Here is a 561-nt window from a genome sequence, read left to right on the forward strand (position 1 = left end):
GATCTCCCAGATCGACGCCGACACCATCGCCTACCACTTCCACGAACCACTCGGCGTCGTCGGCCAGATCATCCCCTGGAACTTCCCCATCCTCATGGCCACCTGGAAACTCGCCCCCGCACTCGCCGCCGGAAACTGCGTCGTCCTCAAACCCGCCGAACAAACCCCCGCCTCCATCCTCCTACTCACCGAACTCATCGCCGACCTACTCCCACCCGGCGTCCTCAACATCGTCAACGGCTACGGCATCGAAGCCGGAAAACCCCTCGCCACCAGCCCCCGCATCGCCAAGATCGCCTTCACCGGCGAAACCACCACCGGCCGCCTCATCATGCAATACGCCAGCGACAACATCATCCCCGTCACCCTCGAACTCGGCGGCAAAAGCCCCAACATCTTCCTGCCCGACATCATGAACACCGACGACGAATACCTCGACAAAGCCATCGAAGGATTCGTCATGTTCGCCCTCAACCAAGGCGAAGTCTGCACCTGCCCCTCCCGCGCCCTCATCCACTCCACCATCTACGACGAATTCATGACCCGCTGCATCGAACGCAC

Annotated in this window: 1 pseudogene; it reads left to right on the plus strand. The window is 61.5% G+C overall.

Annotated elements, in window-relative coordinates:
* Positions 1–561, plus strand: a pseudogene (gene adh, locus IT779_RS37065) (aldehyde dehydrogenase); the annotation flags it as partial.

The sequence above is a fragment of the Nocardia bovistercoris genome (genome assembly GCF_015674855.1).
Taxonomy (GTDB): domain Bacteria; phylum Actinomycetota; class Actinomycetes; order Mycobacteriales; family Mycobacteriaceae; genus Nocardia; species Nocardia bovistercoris.